The sequence below is a fragment of the Rhodanobacter sp. 7MK24 genome, assembly GCF_014842995.1.
Classification (GTDB): domain Bacteria; phylum Pseudomonadota; class Gammaproteobacteria; order Xanthomonadales; family Rhodanobacteraceae; genus Rhodanobacter_A.
In genome coordinates, this window is sequence record NZ_JACYXL010000009.1 from 66,863 (window position 1) to 85,763 (window position 18,901).

An 18,901-nucleotide genomic window follows, 5' to 3' on the forward strand; every position below is an offset into this window, starting at 1 on the left:
CTAGTGGCGGTATGCCGGCCTGTGTCCGTGGCGATAGCCGGTTTGCAACCGATGGCTTCATGCGGGAAAACGTGCGCCTATCTTGCGGCGCACAGCCCGTGCGGGGCGCACTGGTGCTCCACAATGGGTGATCCAAAGATGCAAGGCATTGCCGGCACCGTGCGCACGGTGCCGCGGCTGTTCGACATACCCGACAGCCATGCCGTGGACGTGGGTGTTTGGTGCGGCATGATGGTCGTCGAACGCATTGCCGGCACATCGCCGATGCGCGCATCGAAGAGACGGCCGCAGGCTGTCTCTGCAGCCCGTGACGACTCAGGTTCTCTCCACGCCGCGGTAAAACTTCCTCTGCGCCAGCGCCAGCATGGCTTCGTCTTCATGCGTGTCGCCATACGCATAGCACTGCCCGTAGGCGGCGAGATCGTAGCGTTCGCGCACGCGCCGCGCCTTTTCCTCGCCTATGCATTGCGCGCCAAGGTAGCGGCCGGTAAGGCGTTCGCCGCGGGTTTCCAGTGTCGAGCAGATCAATTCCAGGCCGCGCTGCCTGCACCATGGCGCCAGGTAAAAGTCGAAGCCTCCGGAAACCACCACCACCTTGTCGCCCCGTGCCTGATGCAAGGCGATGCGCTGCATGGCCTCGGGGCGCAACACACCGGGGATGTACTCGATGGCGAAACGGTCCCCGGCCGCATGGACTCGCGTGGCTGGTACGCCGCGGAATCCGAAAGCCGTCACCGCCTGGCGTATCGTCGTGCCCGCGACGAGTCCCATCTTGTAACCGGCAAGCATTGGCGCGAACACAGGTATGCCTAGGGCGCGCCGCAGTGGCGTCGCCGCCAGACGCATGAAATCGGACATCGTCTCGCGGGTGGTTATGGTGCCGTCGAAATCGAACAGGGCGAGGTTCATGCGTAGTCGTCCGTGGCCAAGCGTGGGCGCCGTTGCTACAAATGACAGGCAGGTTCAGCGGGGCGACGGAAATCGCCATTGACGTCGTGACAGGCGACCATCGGTTATCACCACGCGCGAGTCAATGTGGCGGCTTCGCGCACGGCCTATCCGCTGCTTGAACGGGAGGGTGACCGACTGGCCTTCCCATCCAGGAAGGCCAGTCGTTCCACTGCCTATTTCGACGCCGGCAGGTATTTCGCGAACCACGCCAACGAGCGCTGCTGCAGGTCGCGGGTGTGCTCCGGGTTGGCGAAGTGGTGGCCTTCGTTCGGATACACCACCAGCTGCGCAGGCACGCCGAGGGTCTTCAGCGCGTGCCAGAACTCGAAGGACTGCGGCGCGGGGCATTCCTCGTCGCGGTCGCCGACGATGATGAGCGTGGGGGTCTTGGCCTGCTTGATGAAGCTGAGCGCGGAGCTCTTGGCGTATGCCGCCGGGTCGTCATACAGGCTGGCGCCGAAGTAGGGGATCATCCACTGGTCGATCTGGTTCTCGCCGTAGTAGCTCTGCCAGTCCGAGATGCCGGCGCCGGCGACCACGGCGCGGAAGCGCTGGGTCTGGGTGGGCGCGAACATGCTCATGAAGCCGCCGTAGCTCCAGCCGGTGAGGCCGAGGCGATGGTCGTCCACGGGCGCCATCTTCTCCACTGCGTCGACGCCGGCGAGGATGTCGCGCAGGTCGCCGTAGCCGAAGTCCTTGCGGTTGGCCTGCACGAAGGCTTCGCCTTGGCCGAAGCTGCCGCGCGGATTGGGCATGAACTCGAAGTAGCCTTCAGCGGCATACATCGCACCCATGCCTGGCCAAGTAGACAGGACACCCCAGGCCGGACCGCCATGCACGCTCACGATCATCGGATAGGTCTTGTGCGGGTCGTAGTTGGCCGGGTAGAGCAGCCAGCCCTGCACGTCGCGGCCCTCGTTCTTCCACTCGACCGACACGGCCTTGCCCCACGCGGGCTTGAGCCCGGCGTTGAGCGAAGTGACGGCAGGCGGCGCCGTGCCGTCGAGCTTGCCGGCATGCACTTCCGGGGCGTGCTCGTAGGAGCTCTGTTCGAAGGCCACGCGCTGGTGGTCGGCGGACAGCGACACCGAAAGCACCGCGCCGCCGGCACCTATCATCGCCGGCACCGTGAAGTAGGGCGCCTGCGCGCTGGCTTGGTCGCCGCGGATGTCGTAACGGGCCAGCTGCACCTTGCCCTTGGCGTTCTGGCTTACCGTCAGGGCGTCTTTGCCGGCCCAGGCAAACCACTGTGGCGTAACGGCGATGCCGGAGGTGAGGTTGCTCGGCTCGCCGCCACTGGGCGACACGCTGTAGAGATCGCCGCCGGTGGCGCCCTGATCGCTCATCAGGCCGCCGATGAAGGCGATGCGCGAGTCATCCGGCGACCAGCGCGGCAGCGCCATCTGCAGGCCGTGCAAGGAGCCGCTGACGGTGGATGGATCGACCACCACGCGTGGGGCAGCCCCTTCCTTCGCATCCTGCACGTAGAGCTTCGCCACCCACCAGTTGTTGTCGCCCGGTGCCGGCGCAGCGGTATAGGCGATGCGCGACCCGTCCGTCGACCAGCCGAATTCGTAGGCGTAGATCGACGCCGGCGTGAGCGTGTGCACGGCGCCGCTGGCTACGTCGAGGCTGGCGACGCGCTGGATTTCCTCGTGCTCGTCCTCGCCGATCACGCCCACCTGCGGCTTGCCCGCAGCAGTGGCGGTGGCGTGACGCGTGGCGCCGGGCACGTAGAGGAAACCCAGCGACTTGCCGTTGGCCGTCCACGCCAGTGCACGGGCGTAGCCGGTGAGCTTGGCCACTTCGCGCGGTGCGCTCTTGCCGTCCGCGTCGGCCAGATAGACGTCCGTGTGCATCGCCTCGGTGTTGGTGAGGTCGTGGCCGCAGTTGGCGATGAAGGCGAGCTGGTGCGAGTCCGGCGACCAGGCGAGATCGCCCTTGCTGCAATCGGCGAGTTTGGCGCCCACGTCCAGTGCCTGCGCGTGCTTGCCATCGGCGTCGGCCAGTTCGATCACGGCTTGCTTGCCTTCCTGCACCCATGCCAGGTGCGTGCCGTCGGGCGACAACGCCACGTCGCCAATGCGCTGGACCTTGTCGAGCTTGGGCAAGGTCTGCTTGGCCTGCGCGGCGGACTGGGTGGCAGGCGTGTCCGCCGCGGCCAGCGCGAGCAGGGGCGTAGCGGACAGGGCCAGTGAAACGAGGAGACGCGAGGACTTCGGCATGGTGCGAACCCAGGTGCGGGGGAAACCGCCACGCTACAACCGCAGGCGGCGGCGCACCATGTGCGGATCGTCAGGGTTTGGCGGCGAGCTGGGCGGCTTCCCGCGCGGCGAGCTTGGCGCGGATCTCCGGAATCGCCGCCAGCGCAGCCTTCTCGCCGGCGAGGATGGCCAGGTTCTTCTGCTCGAAATCGGCGGGGCCGATACCGCTGAGATCGGGGTGGATCACCACGTCGGTGCGGGCGATCTCCTGCTTGGCCAGTTCGCGGCCCATGATGGTGATCGACTGGCCCATGATGTTGAACATGCCTTGCGGGTTCGTGCCGCCCGGCGCGGCCGAGATGTCCACCGCGATCACGAAATCCGCGCCAAGCTGGCGCGCAGCGTCCACCGGGATGGGGCTCACCACGCCGCCATCCACGTAGTGCATGCCGCGGATCTCCACCGGCTCGAAGACACCGGGGATGCTGGAGGAAGCACGCACGGCCTGGCCGGTATTGCCGCTCACGAACACCGTGCGCTGGCCGGTTTCCAGTTGGGTGGAGACCGCCGCGAACGGCAGCTTCAGCCGCTCGATGGGCTGGTTGTGCACCAGCTGGTTCACGTAATCCTGCAGCGCCTTGCCTTGCACCAGGCCATCGGAGAACAGCCGCACGTCGCGGATCTTCGATTCGTCCAGTCCGAATGCGGTCTCCTGTAACTGGAACGGATCCATGCCGCTGGCGTACAGCGCCCCCACCACGCTGCCGGCGCTGGTGCCGGCCACCACATCGGGATGGATGCCGCTGGCTTCCAGCATCTTGATCACGCCGATGTGCGCGAAGCCTTTCGCTGCACCGCCACCCAGGGCCAGGCCGATCTTGAGCTTCGGCGGGGGTGGTGGCGGAATCGCCGGTGGCGGCACGGGCTTGGCCGCGTGGGTGCAGGCACCCAGCGCGAGCGCGGCGAGCAGTGGCAGGAGCAGGCGGCGGAACGGCATCGATGGAGTCACGCGGGAGAAGTCGGGCGTGCCGGAAGCCTACGGTCGGCTTGTGGCACGTTCAGGGCGCGGAACAGGCGGCGAAGCGTCAACCCTGCGCGTTGTCCGCCTCGCGGTGGTAGCGCGTGGCCTGTTCCACTTCCTGGCTGGAGCCCAGGAATACCGGCACCCGCTGGTGCAGGCCGGTCGGTTGCACTTCCATGATGCGTTCGCGCCCGGTGGTGGCTGCGCCACCGGCCTGCTCGACGATGAAGGCCATCGGGTTGGCTTCGTACATCAGGCGCAGCTTGCCGCCCTTGCTCTTGATCTTGGCGTCCAGCGGGTAGAAGAACACGCCGCCGCGGGTGACGATGCGGTGCACGTCCGCCACCATCGAGGCCACCCAGCGCATGTTGAAGTCGCGTCCGCGCGGGCCGTCGTTGCCGGCCAGCAGTTCGCCGATGTAGCGCTGCATCGGCGCTTCCCAGTGGCGCTGGTTGGACATGTTGATGGCGAACTCGCCGGTCTGTTCCGGGATGCGGATGTCGCGGCGGCTGAGGGTGAAGCTGCCGATCTCGCGGTCCAGCGTGAACTCGTGCGTGCCGTGGCCGAAGGTGAGCACCAGCAAGGTGCTGGGGCCGTACACCACGTAGCCGGCGGCAAGCTGGGTGGTGCCCGGCTGCAGGAAGTGCTCGGCCTTCGGTTCGGTGACGTCGTCCGGGCAGCGCAGCACCGAGAAGATCGTGCCCACCGAGATGTTCACGTCGATGTTCGAGCTGCCGTCCAGCGGGTCGAACAACAGCAGGTGCTGGCCTTTCGGGTACATGTCGGGGATGGGTTGCGGGTCCTCCATTTCTTCCGACGCACAGGCGGCGAGGTGGCCACCCCAGGCGTTGGCTTCCAGCAGGATCTCGTTGGAGATCACGTCCAGCTTCTTCTGCGCCTCGCCCTGCACGTTGTCGGTGCCAGCCGCGCCCAGCACGCCGCCCAGCGCGCCCTTGCCGGTGGCCACGCCGATGCGCTTGCACGCGCGGGCGACCACTTCGATCAGCAGCGAAAGCTCGGTGTTGATGTGGCCGGCGCGGCGTTCCTCGATCAGGAACTGGATGAGCGAGACGGGTTTCATGGGATGTCCGTGGCAGGGTGGCAAACGAGGTGGTGCGCGCATTGTCCGGGCTTAGCCTGAACTGCGCCATGCCTGAGAGCCCATTCGCCACCTCTCCATGGTCCGCGTTGCCTTGCCGTGGCCATCGGGTGGTCGTGCGCGGCGCAGCGCCTGGCGGGCAGGTCAAACTGCGCGTCGCCGCATGGCAGCCACGGCAAGGCAACCCGCAGGGCTGGGTCTGTTTGCGCGCAGGCCGGTGTCATCACTCGGTCGTGGACGGACGTCCACTCTTCGCTCCTCATGGCCGAGCCTATCCATGGACTCTCTCCGCACGCCCCGTTCTTCCTCGACCCACGCGCAAACAGCTCACGGCGCGGGCCATGGGGAAATCGTGAACAGGCTCTGAGAATCTTTGAACCGGCTCCGGGCTGCTGACACAAGGGTGTCAGCAGCACCCGCGCATCCTGTACTTCCAATCAAGGAGGGAATGGCATGCGCGACACAGTTTATTTTCTCGTTTTCGACGGTTACGCCGATTGGCAGGCTGCTTTGGCGCTGTGCGAGATCCGCCGCCCCGGCGACTGGCGCGTACAGGCAGTCGGCTTCTCGATGGCGCCGGTGACCTCGATGGGCGGCCTTGTGGTGCAACCCGAGTCGACGCTGGCCCAGATCGACCTTGCCCGTGCGGCACTGCTGATCCTGCCCGGCGGCCACCTGTGGACGCGCGGCGAAGGCTTGGCCGCAGTGGCCGCCGCGCGCCGCGTGCATGCGGCTGGCGCGCCGGTGGCCGGCATCGATGGCGGGGTGCTGGCACTGGCTCGTGCCGGCCTGCTCGACCACTGCCGGCACACCGGCAACCACGCTGGCCACATTGCCATGCATGTGCCGGATTACCGCGGCGCCGAACAATACGATGCCAACGTGCTCGCGGTGAGCGACGGCGGCACGCTCACCGCCAGCGAGCTCGGCAGCGTGGAATTCGCACGCGAGGTGATCCGTACGCTGGATCTCTACAGCGCCAGCGACCGCGAACACTGGTTTCGCCTCTACAAGCATGCCCTGCCGCCGCCGTGGCTGGCCGGCGCCACGGCGGTTGCCGCTTGAGGAATGGCATCTGCGCCCGACCTGACCACGCTTCAGGAAAGCAGTCCGATTCCGCTGGTCCAATCACGGCCATCTGGCCGCATTTTCGAGCAGAGCCCACGCCATGACGAACAAATCCACGATTGATCGCGTGCTGATGGCTTATCGGCCGCTCTACCTGCGAGGCCTGTTGCTGGATGGGCAATACCGCCTGCCATCGGCCACGGCGCGCAAACCCGGAACCCCGCGTCGGCGCATGTTGCTGGCGGCGCTGACCGACCTGCGCCACGTCGTCGCCTCCACGGAGAACAAGCCATGAAGAAGACCTACCACGGCAGCTGCCACTGCGGTGCAGTGCGCTACGAAGCCGATCTCGACCTCGCCGCGGGCACCGGCCGCTGCAATTGCTCCATCTGCGCCAAGACGCGCTGGTGGGGCGTCACCGTCAAGCCGCAGGATTTTCGCCTGTTGAGCGGCGAGGACGCGCTGTCCGACTACCAGTTCGGCACATTGAGCGCGCACCACCTGTTCTGCCGGAACTGCGGCGTGCGGGCGTTCGGGCGCGGTTACGTGGAGCAGATCGGCGGCGACTACGTGGCGGTCAATCTCGCCTGCCTCGACGATGTCGAGCCGCAGGAGCTGATCGACGCGCCGTTGCGCTGGTGCGATGGCCGCGCCGACAACTGGATGAACCCGCCCGCCGAAACGCGGCATCTCTGAGGCATGTGACGGCAGGCACTGGTCGCCGCCGCGCAGGCAAGCCACCATGAAACGATGCGACGCGCCGACCGCCTGTTCCTCATCATCCACGCCTTGCGCGGACGCCGTACTGCGCTGCCCGCGCGCAACCTCGCCGAGACGCTGGGCGTGTCGCTGCGCACGGTCTACCGCGACGTGGCCGACCTGCAGCTCTCCGGCGTGCCCATCGAAGGCGAGGCCGGCGTGGGCTACGTGCTGCGCAAGGGCTCGGACATCCCGCCGCTGATGTTCACCGCCGACGAACTCGAATCACTGGTGGTGGGCACGCGCTTCGTGCGTGCCTTCGCGGGCGACCGCCTGGCTGCCGGCGCGCAGGCGGCGTTGCTGAAGATCGAGGCGGTACTGCCGCCCGAGCTGCGCGAGCGCGCCTCGCGCACCCGCATCTACGCGCCGGTGTGGCGCGACCAGGGCAAGGCCGATTTCGCCGCGCGGATCGATTCGCTGCATGCGGCCATCGAAGCGCGCCATGTGTTGCGCATGGAGTACAGTGACGAAGCCGGCAAGGCCAGCGAGCGCGAGATCGAACCTTTGTGCCTCGCGTTCTGGGGCGGCAAGTGGACACTGGGCGCGTGGTGCCGGTTGCGCGAAGGCTTCCGCAATTTCCGCCCGGATCGCATCGTGCTCTGCATCGCTTCCGGCGAGCGCTTCGACGATCGGCCTGGCCGCAACCTGGAGGCCTACCTGCAGGCGGTCGGCGGGAATTACACCGGCTTGGAATAAGCCTCGACGCAGGCTCGTGCGATGCAAGCCCCATCGGTGCGTGCGCTCAGGTACGCTCGCGGCACTGCATCCGCGGAGGAATCGAGCCATGTCGGCAACCGTACGTCATCCCCTGTTGTCGGTCGCCCCAGCCAAGCTGCGCCCGACCCAGCTGACCGTGGGCAAGGCCGAGGTCGCAGCCAAGCGTGCGCAATGGAAGGAGCTTGGCAAGAAGAAGCGCAAGGAACTGCTCGAATCGCACTGGTTCCCCGGCGTTCTCGGGCCGAAGCACCAGGTCTATATCGTCGATCATCACCATCTTGGCCTGGCCCTGCAGGAGGAGCGCGTGAAGAGCGTGCCGGTGATGATCCAGCGTGATTTCTCCTGGCTGGCCCCGGACGTGTTCTGGCGCACGATGGAGTTCAACCGCTGGGCGCATCCCTACGACCAGCACGGCGCCCGCGTGGACTACACCGCCATCCCGGCCAGCCTGGCCGACATGGCCGACGACCCCTACCGCACACTTGCCGCGCGGGTGCGCATGGCCGGCGGTTGCGCCAAGGACGCGGTGCCGTACGCCGAATTCCTTTGGGCGGACTTCTATCGCCGCCACCTGAAGTTGCCGGGCGGCAAGATCGGCGCGAAGGCGATGCAGCAGGCGCTGCTACTTGCACACAGCCAGGACACGGCCTATCTGCCGGGTTGGAGCGGCACGATCGGATGAACGCGACGGCGGCCGCCCCCGCCACGCCTGGCGCCAACCGCGGCGCCGATGTGCTGGCCGGCCTGTCGATCGCCGGCCTGCTGTTGCCCGAGGCTGTGGCGTACTCGGGCATCGCCGGCCTGCCGCCGCAGGCCGGCGTGATCGCGCTGTTCGTCGGCCTGGTCTGTTACGGCCTGCTCGGCCGCAGCCGTTACGCCATCGTCTCGGCCACGTCGTCCTCGGCGGCGGTGCTGGCTGCGGGCACCCTGGCGCTGGCCGGCCCGGCTGCGGTTTCGCGCGCAGCAGTGGCGGCGACCCTGGTGCTGCTCACCGGCGGTTGTTTCCTGCTGGCAGGCGCGGCGCGTCTGGGTGGCCTGTCGCAGCTGATCGCGCGACCCGTGCTGCGCGGTTTCACCTTCGGCCTGGCCTGCGTCATCGCGCTGAAGCAGCTGCCGAATCTGTTCGGGTTGCCAGGCCTGCACGGCGATTTCGTGCCGCTGCTGCTGGCGACCTTGCTGCAGGCGATCCGCCTCATCCAGCCGGTTACGGCAGGCGCCGGTGTGATCGCGCTGTTGCTGCTGTTCCTGTGCGAACACGTACGGCGCCTGCCCGGCAGTCTGCTGGTGATCGTGCTGGGTGTGGCCGCTTCCGGCTGGCTGGCAGCGCACGGCGTGGCGTTGACCGGCGCGATCAACCTCGCTCCGGCATGGGGCTGGCCGACATGGCCGACCGGCAACCAATGGCTGCCCAGCATCGAACTGGCCGCGGCGCTGCTGCTGGTCCTGTACGCAGAGTCGTATGGCGCGATCCGCGCATTCGCGCTGAAGCATGGCGATACGGTGGAGGCGAACCGGGACCTGCTGGTGATCGGCCTGGCGAACGCGCTCTCGGGCCTGTTGCACGGCATGCCGCTGGGTGCGGGTTATTCCGGTACCTCGGCCAACGAAGCCGCCGGCGCGCGTTCGCGACTGGCCGGCCTGATCGCGGCGGCGACGTTGCTGGTGATGGTTCTCTTGCTGCTGCGCTGGATCGAGCGGATTCCCGAACCGGTATTGGCGGCCATCGTGATCCATGCGGTGAGCAAGTCGTGGCGGCTGTCGGTGTTCAAACCGTACCTGCAGTGGCGGCGCGACCGCCTGGTGGCGCTGGCTGCGGTGGTTGCCGTACTGGCGCTGGGCATTCTCAATGGCTTGCTGGTGGCCATCGCTTTCAGCCTGGTGATGTTGTTGCGCCAGCTCGCCACGCCACGCCTCAGCGTGCTGGGCAAGTTGCCCGGCAGCCATGATTTCGTGGGCGTGGATGAACACCCGGCCGCGTTGCCGCCACCCGGCATGCTGATCCTGCGACCGGAAGAGCCGCTGTTCTTCGCCAACGCGGAATCGATCCTGGCGTTGGCGCGGCAGCGGGTCGCCAGCCATGCCGACGGGCGTGCGGTGGTGCTCAGCCTGGAGGAGTCGCCCGATCTGGACAGCACCGCGCTGGAGGCCCTGGCGGACTTCGCTGTATGGCTGGGCGCGCGCGGCATCGTGCTGCGGGTGGCGCGGCTCAAGGACAGCGTGCATGATTTGCTGTTGCGCGCGGCACTGCCCCAGCTTCCGCCGCAAGCACTTGATTACTGGAGCGTAGAGGATGCCGTCACGGCGGCCCCTTCAAGCTCCGCGCAACAACCGAATGGGACACCCACGCAGTGAACAAGATCGTTACGAACCTGCAATGGCTGGCGCTTGGCTTGGCGCTGACCGCGCCGGCATGGGCGGGGCAGGACGCCGATGCGCATTTCAAGCAGGTCTACACCGACGAATGGGCTTGGCGCACTGGGCAGGCCGGCATCAGCGCTTCGGGCGAAGCGCAGCCGAACAATGGCCGCCTGGATGCCGTGGACGCCGCCAGCCAGCAGCAGCGGCTCGACTACTGGCAGCAGGTGCTCAAGCAACTCCGTGCCATTGACGTCAGCCAGCTTTCGCCGGAAAACCGCGAGAATTACGCGGTGTATCGCGAGCAGATCCGCAATTTCGTCGCCGATCAGAAATTCATGAACTGGCAGATGCCGTTCAACAGCGATTCGGCGTTCTGGAGCGATATCGGCGACGATCTGGGCGGCGATCACCTGCGCACCGCGGACGACTACCGCCGCTATCTCGACCGCCTTGGCCAGATCCCGCACTACTTCCAGCAGCAGATCGACAACATGCGGTTGGGCCTCAAGCGCGGCTTCAGCGTGCCGCGTGCAGTGCTGGCGGGCCGCGACAAGTCCATCGCCGCCGTCGCAAGCATCACGGATCCCACGGCCAGCAGCTTCTACGCGCCATTCGAGCAGATGCCCGCGAGCATCTCCGACGACCAGGCGCAGGCGTTGCGCGGCGAAGCGCTGCAACGCATCCGCGACCAGGTGATCCCGGCCTACGCCGGCCTGTTGAAGTTCTTCGACGACGAATACGTGCCGCAGGCGCGCACCACGCTGGCCGCCGAGGACTTGCCCGACGGCAAGGCGTTCTATCGCCAGCAGATCCGCGAATACACCACGCTCGACCTTTCGCCCGACCAGATCCACCAGATCGGCCTGGACCAGGTGGCGAAGATCCATGCGCAGATGCTGGACGTGATGAAGCAGACCGGCTTCAAGGGCAGCTTTGCCGACTTCCTCAACTACCTGCGCACCGATCCGCAGTTCTACGCCAAGACGCCGCAGGAGCTGCTGGACAAGACCGCGTGGGTGGCGAAGGAAGTGGACGGCAAGATGTCCCGCTTCTTCGGCCACCTGCCGCGCCTGCGCTTCACCATCGTGCCGGTGCCGGCCGACATCGCGCCGTACTACACCTCCGGCCGCGGCGGCGCGGACGCATACCTGGTCAACACCTACGATCTGAAGTCGCGCGCGCTGTACAACATGCCGGCGCTGACCCTGCACGAGAGCTACCCCGGCCATTCGTTGCAGCTGGAGCTGGCCGAGGAACAGCACGATTTCCCCGCCTTCCGCCGCGACGGCTACATCTCCGCCTATGGCGAGGGCTGGGGCCTGTATTCCGAATACCTCGGCAACGAGATGGGGATCTACCAGACGCCCTGGCAGCAGTTCGGCTACCTCACCTACCAGATGTGGCGCGCCTGCCGCCTTGTGGTCGATACCGGCATCCACCACCTGGGCTGGACGCGCCAGCAGGCCATCGACTACCTCACCGGCAACACCGCGCTCAGCCCGCTGGAAATCGACAACGAGGTGGACCGCTACATCAGCTGGCCGGGCCAGGCCGACAGCTACGAACTGGGCTACCTGACCATCCTGCGGCTGCGCGCCAAGGCCGAAAAGGCATTGGGCGACAAGTTCGATATCCGCGCCTTCCACGACACCGTGCTCTCCACCGGCTCGGTGCCGCTGCCCGTGCTGGAACAGCGCATCGACAAGTTCATCCAGGACGGCGGTCCGGAGCCGGGTTTCGGTTGCGATTGCGCGAAAGGCAAAAGCACGTCGGGCGCTTCCTGAACCCGGTACGAGCCGTTTTGGACGTTCCTGCCATTTTGCAGTAAATTGCACATGTGCTTCACATGGAGAGCTTCGACATGAACGCACATGCCGGCCACATCGCCGAAACCGCGCCGCACTACGTCCCCACTGACGCGGCATGGGGGGGGGCTGCGCTGCGCAGCTTCTTCCGCGTTGCCGAGCACTGGGATCTGCGGGTCGCCGAACAGCGCAAGCTGCTCGGCGATCCGCCCGAATCCACGTTCTACAAGTGGAAGCGCGAGCAGACCGGCGGCCTCGGCCGCGACACCTTGGAGCGCATTAGCTACCTGCTCGGCATCTGGAAGGCGCTGCAGATCCTATTCCCCGACCCGGCACAGGCCGACGCTTGGCTGCGCAAGCCGAATGCGGCGTCGCTGTTTGGCGGCCACTCGGCACTGGAGCGCATGCTGTCGGGCAACGTGGCCGACCTGTTCGTGGTACGCCAGTACCTGGATGCGCAGCGCGGCTGAAGCGATGCCAATCGCGTTCCGCGAGACCGCCTGATAGCACGCTCGCTCTCCCGGCCTACAGGAACGATACGGACAACAGTGATGCCTGCCGATCTGCCGCCCGTCCGTCGCATCCGCTGGAGCCACGCGTACCGCATCGTGCCCAGCCGCTTTCCGCCGGTGGGCATATATGACCGCATTGCCGATCCGGCAGATCTCGACGCAGTGTTCGCGATCGAGGCGTTGACCAACCCGCGTCTTCGCGAGGAGGCTGGCGTGCTGAAGCTGGTGCCGAAGGAGCACCGCATCAGCGGTCCTGGCTCGACCCCGGTGATGGCGGCGTTCACGCATCTGAACCCGGAAGGCAGCCGCTTTTCCGACGGAAACTGGGGCGTCTTCTACGCCGCGCACAGCGTGGCGACGGCAGTGGAGGAAACCGTCTACCACCGCGAACGTTTCCTCGCAGCCACCCACGAACCGGCCTGCGAAATCCAGATGCGCTGTTATCGCACCCGGATCGACAGCCGCCTGCACGACATCCGGGACGGCTGGAAGAAGGAACACGATGCCGATTCCTATACGGCCAGTGTCAAACTCGCGCGCACGCTGCGCGATGCCGGTTCCAACGGCATCGTGTACGACAGCGTGCGCGACCATGGCGGCGAATGCGTGGCAGCATTCCAGCCCGACGTGGTCGCACCCTGCGTGCAGGCGCAGCACCTGATCTATCGGTGGGACGGTAAGCGCATTGCACGGGTGCTGGAAGTGTCGGAACTCGCACGAAGCATCCCACGGAAGGCACGATGAAACACTGGCTGATCTTGTTGTTTGCCCTGCTGCCGCTGTGCGCTTCCGCGCGCATGGCCCATGACCACACGCAGTGGAACACCGATATCGCGGCGTTCGAGCAGGCGGACCATGCGCAACCACCGCCCGCGGGCGCGGTGTTGTTCATCGGCAGTTCGTCGATCCGGTTCTGGAAGACGCTGGCAAACGATTTCCTCGAGGTGTCCACGATCAACCGCGGCTTCGGCGGCTCGGAGATTGCCGACAGCACGTTCTTTGCCGACCGCATCGTGGCTCCGTATCACCCACGCGCCATTGTGATGTACGCAGGTGACAACGACATCGAAGCCGGCAACAGTCCGCAGCAGGTGCGCAACGATTTCGCGGCCTTCGTGCGCAAGGCGCGCGCTGTCGACCCAGGCGTGCCCGTCGCCTTCATCGCTATCAAGCCCAGCATGGCACGCAAGGCCCTGCTGCCGAAGATCCGCGAGGCGAACGCCCTGGTGCGCGATTACGCGGCTGCGCAGAAGCAGGTGGCCTATCTGGACATCTTCACGCCGATGCTGGGCAAGGATGGGCAACCGCAGGCCAAGTGGTTCATACAGGACGGCCTGCATATGAACCGCACGGGCTATGAACTGTGGATCGGCATCGTGCGTCCGTGGGTGGATGCGCACGGGCGGTGATGCGGGTTTGCGTGAGGCTTGACCGGCTCAGCACGGTCACCCTCGGCGCATGGCGGGAGTCGAAACGAGGCTAGTCACATTGGCGGAGAGCCAGGATGACTGGCGAACGTGCCGCGGCTTTCTCGCTCTAACGAAGTCCTCAGATACCTGACTCGGACACCGGCTGCCGATACCATGGAAGTACGGCGAACACACAGGGGAAAATATGTCGTTACGCAAGCTATGGCTCTTGCCGCTGGTCATGCTGCTCAGCAGCTGCGCGACAGCGCCGGTCATGAAAGACACCGCGGCTCTGCCCCCAGGGATCGGCATCATGGTCGCCAACGTTTTTGTATGGTCGGTAGGCGGTGTGGCGTATCCGCCTGTGAGTATCAAAGTCGACAAGCTCCATGGCTTTTCTTCGGCGACAACTCTCAATCTTCCCCAGCGGAGCAACCTCATCGTGATTGAGCTTCCGGCGGGGGATTACAGCTGGACAGATTTGGAGCTGGGGTCTGTCGCCGGAGGGTCGACGTCATATCGCATGCCCTTCACCATCGAGCCCGGAAAAATCAATTATGTCGGTGATCTGCTGCTTACCCTGAATAGTTTCCATAAGCCGGGCGGCATGCCGACTTTCGGTTTCCGGGTGGGTGATCAATCGCAGCGTTGGCTACCGGTCGTGGCCAGCAGATATCCCCTGTTGGCACATGCGTACCCCACCGTGATCCACCTGACGGAAGATCATATGGTTCCGAACCAGAACCGTTAGCGGATTGCCCTTTCATCCCGATCGCGTCATGGGCATTCGGTGGGATTGATTGAGCACGCGGATTGCGAAAGCCATGCGAACCGGGAGTACATAGATGAAGCGGCGACCGATTCTCTTGCTATGTCTGGCCTCGCTCCCACTAACCGGCCTGGCGCAGGCGGCATCCGCGCCTCCGGCCGGGCACATCACCGGTGTCGGCGGGGTCTTTTTCAAGGCGAAAGACCCCAAGGCGCTTGCAGCGTGGTATCGCGATGTTCTTGGCATGCCGGTAGAAACGTGGGGCGGTGCGACCCTCCGCTATGACGCGCCCAAGCACCCTCCCGCGCTCGCCTGGAATGCGTTTCCCGCATCGACGAAATACTTCGCGCCGTCGACGAGCGGATTGATGATCGACTATGCCGTGGACGATATGGACGCGTTGCTCGCGAGGTTGCGTTCCAAAGGCGTTGCGGTCCTCAAGCGTGATGACAGCGATCCGAACGGCCGTTTCGCGTGGATTTTGGATCCCGAAGGGAACAAGGTCGAGCTGTGGGAACCCAAGCACTAGTCGGTGGGTGCGACGTGCACCTGACGTTGCAACCTGGCCGATCTGCTTCGGTGCTTGCTGCCTCACATATCGTGCGAGGCTTTCGTCGCTGCGCAGGGCAGGTTGTCCGGCTCCATGGCATGGAACTCGATGGAAAGGCCGAGATCGTCCTGCGTAGGGGCCAGGAAGGATTCGCCGGACAGCCCGCGATAGCTTGCCAGCTTGCCTTCGTAGCCACGCTCGACCCAGCGTCGCGCGCGCTCTAGATCGGCCACCCCGAAGCTGACGCCCAGAATGCGCGGCCCCCCTGCCATGACTCGCTTGGCAAGGCCCGATCCCTCGGGCTGAAGTGCCAGCAGCGCGGTCGGTCCGACCGGTATGCAGAATCCCGTCGCACCGACTTCGGGCAACTTCACCGGCACCGCATGTCCGAAGCCCATCTTCTCCAGTTGCCGGCGATCGGCGTCGGCATCCCCGGACACCAGCCATATTGCCGAGAGTTCGCGTGCCCCGTTGGGGTGCTCGCGCGTTACGCGGTAGTCGTCGGCGTTGCCGGGGTCGAACTGGTCGGGCGCGTAGTCGGCGGCGTAATCGATGAAGAAGGTGTTGCTCGACAGCGGCGCATGGTCGAAGGCGAACAGGCGCCAGCCCGGCTTCGCACCGTCCGGGCCGGAAAAGAACGGCGTGACGGCGTAATGCAGTGCCTGCAGCGTGGTGTGAATGGCGTCGAGCGACGAGGTGCGGAAGCCAAATGTGCGTGAGCCTGGGCCGCCCTTCAGGGCTTCCTGGTCCTGCTTCATGCCTGGATCGAAAGCAGGATCCGGGCGGGTGATGCCCAACAGTTCGATGAAGCTGCCATCCGAGAGCCGGATATAGCGATTGGCTACGCCGCCCGGATCCCGTCCTGGACGCACCTGGAAACCCAGCTTGACGGCCATGACCGAGGTGACCTGGTCGATCCCGCGTCCCCACAGCAAGATGTGGTCGAGTCGGGTGCCGGTATTCGTTGGTGCAGGTGTCGTTGTGGCAGCCTGCGCGGCGCCGACACACAGAAGCCATGCGGAAAGAAGCGGGATCAAGCGCATACGGGTCCTTACGTGGAGAGCGGTTTCCTTGCGTTGGCCGCGAGTCTCATGACTGTCGTGGCCGCAGGCGCAACGATGCCTGGCACCTGGTTGATCAGCAGGCGTGTTGTTCGACCGCTGCGCTCTTTTATCGAGGGTCGGGCGACTCGGCCGCAAGGACAATTTCCGGACAAAAACGGTCAACGCGGGAAGTCGCCACGACCGTTGCGGCAATCAGGCGCCGGCGCCGCGGCGCAGCGACTGGGGTGATGCGCCGAAAGCGCGCACGAAGGCGCGGCGCATGCGGCTCGCGTCGCCAAATCCCGTCGAGGCGGCAATGTGATCCATGTGCAGATGGCTGGTTTCGACTGCGACGCGGGCAGCTTCCAGTCGCAAGCCTTCCACCACCTTCGCCGGCGTCGCGCCGATTTCGGCCGCGAAGGCGCGGGCAAAATGCCGAGGGCTCATCGCGGCGCGCTCGGCCAGCCGATCGACCGGCATCGGTTCGGCGATGCGCGCGCGCATCCAGCGGACCAGCTCGCCGAACCGCCCGGTCTTGCCGCCCTGTTCCACCAGCACGGAATACTGCGACTGCCCCACATGCCGTCGCTGATGCACGACGAGCTGCTGGGCCGCACGTCGCGCGATGCCGGGTCCGAGGTCATCCTCCACCAGGGCCAGCGCAAGATCGATCCCGGCGGAAATGCCGGCCGAAGTCCATACATCGCCATCCCTGACGAACATCCGGTCGGCATCGAGCTGCACCTTGGGATAGCGCAGCCGGAAGCGTTCGGCCGCGGCCCAGTGCGTGGTGGCGCGCCGCTCGTCGAGCAGTCCGGCCTCCGCCAGGAAGAATGCGCCGGAGCAGACTCCGGCCACGCGGCGCCAGGCGTCGTCGCCGAGCCACGCCACAATGCCGGCCTGGTTTTCCTCGACCTGGGCCAGATTGCCGCCCGAGACGATGACCGTATCGAAACACCCCGATTCCATTGGCGCTGCTGCCAGGCAAACACCCGACGAGCTGCGCACAATCCCGCCGCCGGGGGCCAGCACGTTGATCGCATAGCTGTCCGGCCGGAAACGTTCCGCCATCTCGAACACGGCCACCGGGCCGGCGGCATCCAGCAGTTGGAACCCGGGGAAAACGACGATGGCGATCTCGCGTCGCATGGCAGCCGTCAATGACTTGATTGAATGCCCGGAAACTGGCGCAACCATGGCGCGGGCGTCAAGGTGACTGATGGCCTGAGCCGCTTGGGCTGTGCGCCTCCGGGTTCCCCCGGAAGCCGATAACGCGACGGAAATACGCGAGCACAGGAGCAGTTCGGAATGTCCGCTCTGCGCAGCCCGAAGCAGGCGCTGCCGGTGCCATCAAGCAACCGGCCCTGGCGTCGCACCGAGCCGAATCCGAAACGGTACCTGGCCAGAGTCTGCGTTCGCGCCCAATGCCTCGGGTTTCACCAGAACGACGCGTGGTGCTGAAAAGTCGATGCCCGCGCTGGCAGCAAACGCTTCGTATGTGTAGCGGTTGAACACCTGGCCACCATCGAAAACTTTCGCGACGAGGCATGAATGAGTGCTTCACCCGATACGTAGTCCGCCGTTTGTGAGTGCTTCGCGCGCGTTGCGCTCCCCCAGCGCCCATGCATCGAGCACGGTGGCGCGCACGGTGCAGTCGAGCATGCTCACCGGAATACGCGTGCCGGGTTGCCAGTAGTTGCGCCCGTTGGCGCGGAACAGGGAAGGCAACTTCGGGTAGTGGCGGGTCAGCAACATGAGAGTGCGCACTTTCTCATGGTCGCTTTGCGGCGGAAGTGGCGCGTTGTCGGTATAGCCACCATCGAATGCGTATTCGCCGTCGATGCGTCGCGCGGGAATGAAAGGAAGTGCGGCACCTGCAGCCGTCAGCAATGCGTGAGCTTCGCCCAGGTTGCTGCAGTCGTGCAGTGCACGGAATTCCTGTCGCAGGCCAAGTCGGCGCGGCAACCCGGGGTGCAGGGGCCCGCGCAGGAACTTGTCCGCCAGATAGGCCAGTGTGGCGATTCCGATGGAGCCATGCAGTCCCAGCCAGCGCGCCGGACGGGTGATCGCCACCTGCAGGCGATGCTTCGATTGTCGCAGCGCCCGAAAATGGTCGGCATCGATGAAGCTGGCCAGCCATGCCGGATAGATATGGCGGTGCGCGTAACGCAGTCGCCCGCGCAGCAGGCCACGCCATTCGAACATGCGGGCTTGCCCGGCATACAGGCGCTGGCAGCTTGCAAGCGCGACTTGCGGCCCGCTGGTGAGAAAGGCGGCGGCAACGGCGGCGCCTGCGCTGGTGCCCACGAGTTGCGCGGGTAATCGCCAATGTTGCGCCAGCAAATGCGAGATCGCGCCCGCTTGCCACCAGCAGCGGTTGCCGCCGCCGGCGAAGATCAGGGTGTCGATGGAGGCAAGGTCGAGGCTGGCGAGCGATTCAATGTGCATGGCGGCTTCCCTGCGTGGGTTGAGATGCGTAATCCGCGCATGGAGGCATGGACGACAAGGTACAAGTCCGACATGCGAATAAATTGGCATATGGACGGCCCGCTTGCCGGTTCGGGCGTTGCGATGTCGGCCGGAGATCTTTTCACGATCTCCATGGCCAGAGTGCAGCGCCAGGAGAACCGACCGGG

At 65.8% G+C, this 18,901-nt stretch carries 19 protein-coding genes; 12 read left to right on the forward strand and 7 right to left on the reverse strand.

The genetic code is table 11. The features are described 5' to 3' along the window. Positions 1–315: 315 nt before the first annotated feature. The 4 genes from IHE49_RS14460 to IHE49_RS14475 all read right to left on the reverse strand — a co-directional run bounded on the left by IHE49_RS14460 (position 316) and on the right by IHE49_RS14475 (position 5,257). On the reverse strand, positions 316–909 hold the full coding sequence (locus IHE49_RS14460) for an HAD family hydrolase (protein WP_192159127.1): 594 nt from the start codon (positions 907–909) through the stop codon (positions 316–318). 215 nt (positions 910–1,124) lie between these two features. After that, complete coding sequence (locus IHE49_RS14465) at positions 1,125–3,176, reverse strand: S9 family peptidase (protein ID WP_192159129.1); 2,052 nt, start codon at positions 3,174–3,176, stop codon at positions 1,125–1,127. Between the two features lie 70 nt (positions 3,177–3,246). Next, complete coding sequence (locus IHE49_RS14470; protein WP_192159313.1) at positions 3,247–4,152, reverse strand: patatin-like phospholipase family protein; 906 nt, start codon at positions 4,150–4,152, stop codon at positions 3,247–3,249. 88 nt (positions 4,153–4,240) lie between these two features. Next, positions 4,241–5,257, reverse strand: a complete 1,017-nt coding sequence (locus IHE49_RS14475; RefSeq protein ID WP_192159131.1) for a class 1 fructose-bisphosphatase — start codon at positions 5,255–5,257, stop codon at positions 4,241–4,243. Positions 5,258–5,728: 471 nt separating this feature from the next. On the opposite strand from IHE49_RS14475, the gene IHE49_RS14480 reads away from it, so the two are divergent. From IHE49_RS14480 to IHE49_RS14535, 12 genes are all read left to right on the forward strand, one after another. Beyond that, positions 5,729–6,340: a DJ-1/PfpI family protein gene (locus IHE49_RS14480; RefSeq protein ID WP_192159133.1), complete on the forward strand. Its 612-nt coding sequence runs from the start codon at positions 5,729–5,731 to the stop codon at positions 6,338–6,340. 103 nt (positions 6,341–6,443) lie between these two features. Continuing rightward, positions 6,444–6,638 (forward strand): hypothetical protein, encoded by a 195-nt coding sequence (locus IHE49_RS14485; RefSeq protein WP_192159135.1) that lies wholly within the window; start codon positions 6,444–6,446, stop codon positions 6,636–6,638. Continuing rightward, positions 6,635–7,039: a GFA family protein gene (locus tag IHE49_RS14490; protein WP_192159136.1), complete on the forward strand. Its 405-nt coding sequence runs from the start codon at positions 6,635–6,637 to the stop codon at positions 7,037–7,039. The genes IHE49_RS14485 and IHE49_RS14490 overlap by 4 nt, the downstream gene beginning before the upstream one ends. A gap of 54 nt (positions 7,040–7,093) precedes the next feature. Beyond that, positions 7,094–7,798 carry a YafY family protein gene (locus IHE49_RS14495; RefSeq protein WP_192159138.1) on the forward strand — a complete coding sequence of 235 codons (705 nt, stop codon included), beginning with the start codon at positions 7,094–7,096 and terminating at the stop codon, positions 7,796–7,798. Positions 7,799–7,886: 88 nt separating this feature from the next. Then, positions 7,887–8,501, forward strand: a complete 615-nt coding sequence (locus IHE49_RS14500; protein ID WP_192159140.1) for a ParB-like protein — start codon at positions 7,887–7,889, stop codon at positions 8,499–8,501. Next, positions 8,498–10,171, forward strand: coding sequence for a SulP family inorganic anion transporter (locus tag IHE49_RS14505; RefSeq protein WP_192159142.1), 1,674 nt, complete (start codon positions 8,498–8,500; stop codon positions 10,169–10,171). Before IHE49_RS14500 ends, IHE49_RS14505 begins: the two co-directional genes overlap by 4 nt. Before the next feature lie 26 nt (positions 10,172–10,197). Beyond that, positions 10,198–11,961 carry a DUF885 family protein gene (locus tag IHE49_RS14510; protein WP_225578470.1) on the forward strand — a complete coding sequence of 588 codons (1,764 nt, stop codon included), beginning with the start codon at positions 10,198–10,200 and terminating at the stop codon, positions 11,959–11,961. A 77-nt stretch (positions 11,962–12,038) separates the two neighbouring features. Then, positions 12,039–12,452 (forward strand): MbcA/ParS/Xre antitoxin family protein, encoded by a 414-nt coding sequence (locus IHE49_RS14515; protein ID WP_192159144.1) that lies wholly within the window; start codon positions 12,039–12,041, stop codon positions 12,450–12,452. An 81-nt stretch (positions 12,453–12,533) separates the two neighbouring features. Next, the gene (locus IHE49_RS14520; RefSeq protein ID WP_192159146.1) at positions 12,534–13,238 is read left to right on the forward strand and encodes an RES family NAD+ phosphorylase; all 705 of its coding nucleotides are present in this window, start codon (positions 12,534–12,536) and stop codon (positions 13,236–13,238) included. Beyond that, positions 13,235–13,903, forward strand: a complete 669-nt coding sequence (locus tag IHE49_RS14525; protein WP_192159148.1) for an SGNH/GDSL hydrolase family protein — start codon at positions 13,235–13,237, stop codon at positions 13,901–13,903. The genes IHE49_RS14520 and IHE49_RS14525 overlap by 4 nt, the downstream gene beginning before the upstream one ends. Before the next feature lie 205 nt (positions 13,904–14,108). After that, complete coding sequence (locus IHE49_RS14530; RefSeq protein ID WP_192159150.1) at positions 14,109–14,654, forward strand: hypothetical protein; 546 nt, start codon at positions 14,109–14,111, stop codon at positions 14,652–14,654. 94 nt (positions 14,655–14,748) lie between these two features. Then, entirely contained in the window at positions 14,749–15,201 is a 453-nt protein-coding gene (locus IHE49_RS14535) for a VOC family protein (RefSeq protein WP_192159152.1), read from the forward strand. Positions 15,202–15,263: 62 nt separating this feature from the next. Here the strand turns inward: IHE49_RS14535 and IHE49_RS14540 are convergent, their stop codons facing one another. From IHE49_RS14540 to IHE49_RS14550, 3 genes are all read right to left on the reverse strand, one after another. Continuing rightward, positions 15,264–16,265 (reverse strand): VOC family protein, encoded by a 1,002-nt coding sequence (locus IHE49_RS14540; protein WP_192159154.1) that lies wholly within the window; start codon positions 16,263–16,265, stop codon positions 15,264–15,266. Positions 16,266–16,478: 213 nt separating this feature from the next. Next, positions 16,479–17,414, reverse strand: coding sequence for a GlxA family transcriptional regulator (locus IHE49_RS14545; RefSeq protein ID WP_192159156.1), 936 nt, complete (start codon positions 17,412–17,414; stop codon positions 16,479–16,481). Positions 17,415–17,825: 411 nt separating this feature from the next. Next, on the reverse strand, positions 17,826–18,713 hold the full coding sequence (locus IHE49_RS14550; protein ID WP_192159158.1) for a patatin-like phospholipase family protein: 888 nt from the start codon (positions 18,711–18,713) through the stop codon (positions 17,826–17,828). Positions 18,714–18,901 lie beyond the last annotated feature (188 nt).